This window comes from Petrachloros mirabilis (assembly GCF_975968855.1).
The window spans coordinates 1-3,297 of the sequence record NZ_CDLUDY010000055.1 but is presented as its reverse complement, the minus strand read 5'-3'; the positions used below and the strand labels follow the sequence as shown (position 1 = coordinate 3,297).

Here is a 3,297-nt window from a genome sequence, read left to right as displayed (position 1 = left end):
GCTGGATGGCCTGAAGAATCTCCGAGAGAAGCTTCTCCGATGAAGCATGAACCACGATTTTTGCGCGAGACGAGTCGACCCTTGTCTTACCGATGACCATCTCCGAAAGGTCGAAAGAACCACCCATCATCAAAATCGTGTCCAGCACCTTCGCCAAGATGAGCGAATCGATAATGTGCCCTTCAAGGAGCACGGTTTCCTGATATTTCATGTCCATCGATGCCTCATCAGTTGATGTACCCTCATTGTACCACCAGGATAATTGAGAGAACCGGCGGTGACACATCAGTGAGGATAAGGCCTGCCTAAAACGGCTACGGGGCAGATGTCCCAGGGGATTTCATCATTTCACGGAGAACGCTGGTCGCATACGCACCCGAAGGGAGGGCAAACGAGATGGTGAGAACGAAACCGTTGAGCGACCAATCGAGGTCAACCAATTGAACGCGAAGAGAACGGCGCTCCCCTTGAATTCCGCAGGCCTTGGCCGCTTGGATCAGACTTTCTGGTGTCGTCCCTTCTTCGTCTGCCACAGCTCGTTCGATTTCGCCTGGGAAACCGGACGCCCATGAGACACGTGAACCGAAAAGAATTCCGGTCGGACTGATTTCAAATCGTTCTGCACGCGGCTGCTCCTGGGCAACATCATCCTCCACGAGGAAACAGGCTCCGTTGCCCATCTTCATCGCCCAATCGCCGGCAAGGACCCGATCGATCTGGTCGATGCGCCGAGCAAGGATTTTATTGAACAGATAGGATTGGAACGTGTTGAGGTACCACATCCGTTTGGCTCGACTCATTTTCGCCCGACGCCCCGCGTCATCAAGCAGAACCGCCCCAAGTCGGTAATTTTCGCCCGATCGTCCCTGACGCTGCGGGCCAAAATAGTTCGGAACTCCTCGTCGTACCAATTCAGATAAGACGGCGGGAACAGTTTCTCGGGCATGGTCGGCCACGCCACGAATGACAAGGCGGAACCGGTTCCCCGCATGGTGCCCAGGGCGCAGTCTATTACGATGGCGCCCGAGGATCTCGATCCCAAGGATCTGCTCATCAGGTTTCACCCGGGCCATTTGCTCAGGGTTGACTCCGTGGAGCGAAATCATCTGCGTTGTCACCGCCCTCGCATCTTTCAGCCCGGCCGTTCCAATCCCCTGTGCCTTCACCCCGAGAGTCGACGAGAGTTTCCGCACAAGATCCGGCGTCGATAACAAACGTTTGGTGACGGTGATATAGAGATGCTCGCCCTCTCCGCAAGGGAGATATAACGGACGCTCTTCCACCTGAAAGTCTTCCGGCAACTCGCGCATTCGGCCGCCGATCCCCAGGATCGAGGCGGTAAGGTATGGCTGAGTCATTTCAGAAGTCGGCATACAGGACCTGAGCAATCCAAAGAGTTTTTACATCTTTTCCGGGCGTGGCGCCGGCATCGTGTTATACTCTGCCATGCGCTTCAGATGGTCCTTACTGGGGGCTATGCTCTTGATCATCTTCTTGGCCGAGGTTCCCCATGCATCAGCCCTGGATAACCGGGTGTTTCTATCATTCGTTTCACACATCACGAAGCAAGTCTCCGTCGACAAGCAGGCTTTCGTGAAGGCCAGTACCTGCCTGTCCTGGTTTTACCATGAGCTCAAAAAACCAAAGTCGCCCACAGTCGAAGGCATCGCCTGGAATCCTGCCTCGTTATCCTTCCAGGAGCAGGACTGCCTTACGTACTACCCTGGCGGTATGGAAGAGGCACGGAACGATTTCGCCAAGACGCAAACCCTGCTCTCCGTCAGTATGACCGTCTACGAATTTGCGCTCGTCGCCGACCAAAATGACGACCAATCATACAGCACCGCCGAGCTTCACGATCTGTTTCGTGCTCTCTCGCTGACTTACGACGAGGCCGCGCCACCCCTGTCTTCCGTGGACATCCTCAATGCCCGCTTCGACCAATGGTATCGCACGAAAAATCTCGACGACGTCATGAAAGGCATGAACCATCTCTACGAACGTGGATATCGTGTGACAATTCGCGATCGAGCCGAGTTGGATCAAGTAATGAAATGAGTTTGCACGGGGTTTCCTGGCTCGATCGGCTCAGATCTTTCGTCGGCCACAACCTGGGCCAACCACTCTACCGTCTGTTCAGTCTTGTTCCGCATTGGGAATTCGGCCTCTCGACCCATACTTACTCAAATCTCACCTGTTCGCATGCGGCCCTTGCCGGACGCCGCGCAGTGCATCTGAGCGACCTGCATCTCGACCGCTATCATCCCCGCCACGACCGCGTCGTTGACTCGATCGACGAATTGGGCCCCGATTGGATTTTTATCACCGGGGATCTGCTCAACGTGTCGGAAGGGCTCCCGCACCTCTTCCGTTTTCTGGCCCGCCTACGCAAAATCGCTCCGGTCTTCATCACGCTGGGGAATCACGACCATTATAGCGGGGTGACAGTGGAGCAGTATGCCGAACTGGCCGACCGCCACGGCATCACCCTCCTTGTGAACCAGACAACCTACGTTCAGACAGGGATCGGGGAACTGGCGATTGCAGGCGTTGACGATCCATCGCTCCACCGCGCCGATCTTCGCTGCGTACCACCTGCAACCAGACAGCGTTTTACACTGCTCCTGGCCCACGCCCCGAATATCTTGGATCAAATGGAATCACATCATGAAGTCGACTTGATTCTCTGTGGTCATAGCCACGGCGGCCAATGGCGCATCCCTGGCATCCCGACTTTTTGGCTCCCCCCAGGATGCAACGGCCGCATTGCGGGTGAGCATCGGTCGGGTGAACACAAGCTGTATATTAACCGCGGGCTTGGCTGGTCGTTCCTTCCTCTCAGATTGAATTGCCATCCGGAGATCGTCGTCATCGATTGGATTAACGAGCAGACACAGGTCAACGCGGCCTGATCGATCAGCCGATGCGCTCCAGAGCCTCTTTCGCCCGACTCCGTACCGTCTGATCCCAATCTTCTTCCGCAAGTACCTTCAGCCGCTCTTTCGTTTCCGGTGCCCGCAATCTCCCCAAGCCCAAGGCTGCACAGGAACGGACATAGGCATGGTCATCCTCCAACGCCTTAACCAGCAGCGATACGACCGACTGGTCTTGAAGGACGCCCAAATGGCTGGCCGCCATCCCCCGAATCCGATGCTGCTTGTCCCCCAGAGCCCGTTGCAGTGTCGTGGAGAACAACTCTTTCATCGCAGGAACCGCCGATTCCAACCCCTCCAGACGGTATTCATTCAACTCGATCAGGGTAAAGGCAATTTCCAGTCTTTTCTCGCGTGCCGGTTT

At 55.7% G+C, this 3,297-nt stretch carries 5 protein-coding genes; 2 read left to right on the top strand and 3 right to left on the bottom strand.

Annotated features, from left to right (window positions below; all coding sequences use genetic code 11):
• Positions 1-217, bottom strand: a 217-nt coding sequence (locus ACWVCN_RS02365; RefSeq protein ID WP_455243908.1) for a hypothetical protein, incomplete at its 3' end; no start/stop codon positions are given.
• Positions 218-314: 97 nt separating this feature from the next.
• Positions 315-1,373, bottom strand: coding sequence for a tRNA pseudouridine(13) synthase TruD (truD, locus tag ACWVCN_RS02360; RefSeq protein ID WP_455243907.1), 1,059 nt, complete (start codon positions 1,371-1,373; stop codon positions 315-317).
• Between the two features lie 73 nt (positions 1,374-1,446).
• Here truD and ACWVCN_RS02355 point away from each other — a divergent pair, with 73 nt between their 5' ends.
• Together ACWVCN_RS02355 and ACWVCN_RS02350 are read left to right on the top strand one after the other, a co-directional pair.
• The gene (locus tag ACWVCN_RS02355) at positions 1,447-2,058 is read left to right on the top strand and encodes a hypothetical protein (RefSeq protein ID WP_455243906.1); all 612 of its coding nucleotides are present in this window, start codon (positions 1,447-1,449) and stop codon (positions 2,056-2,058) included.
• A complete protein-coding gene (locus ACWVCN_RS02350; RefSeq protein ID WP_455243905.1) occupies positions 2,055-2,912 on the top strand; it encodes a metallophosphoesterase in 858 nt (285 codons plus the stop codon). The genes ACWVCN_RS02355 and ACWVCN_RS02350 overlap by 4 nt, the downstream gene beginning before the upstream one ends.
• A gap of 4 nt (positions 2,913-2,916) precedes the next feature.
• Here ACWVCN_RS02350 and ACWVCN_RS02345 read toward each other — a convergent pair.
• On the bottom strand, positions 2,917-3,297 hold a 381-nt coding region (locus tag ACWVCN_RS02345), incomplete at its 5' end, for a HEAT repeat domain-containing protein (RefSeq protein ID WP_455243904.1).

What these genes read in the sequence shown, in the direction of transcription:
- ACWVCN_RS02355 (WP_455243906.1), top strand. Translation starts at nt 1,447, where the DNA reads ATGCGCTTCAGATGGTCCTTACTGGGGGCTATGCTCTTGATCATCTTC.
- ACWVCN_RS02350 (WP_455243905.1), top strand. Translation starts at nt 2,055, where the DNA reads ATGAGTTTGCACGGGGTTTCCTGGCTCGATCGGCTCAGATCTTTCGTC.
- truD (WP_455243907.1), bottom strand. Translation starts at nt 1,373, where the DNA reads ATGCCGACTTCTGAAATGACTCAGCCATACCTTACCGCCTCGATCCTG.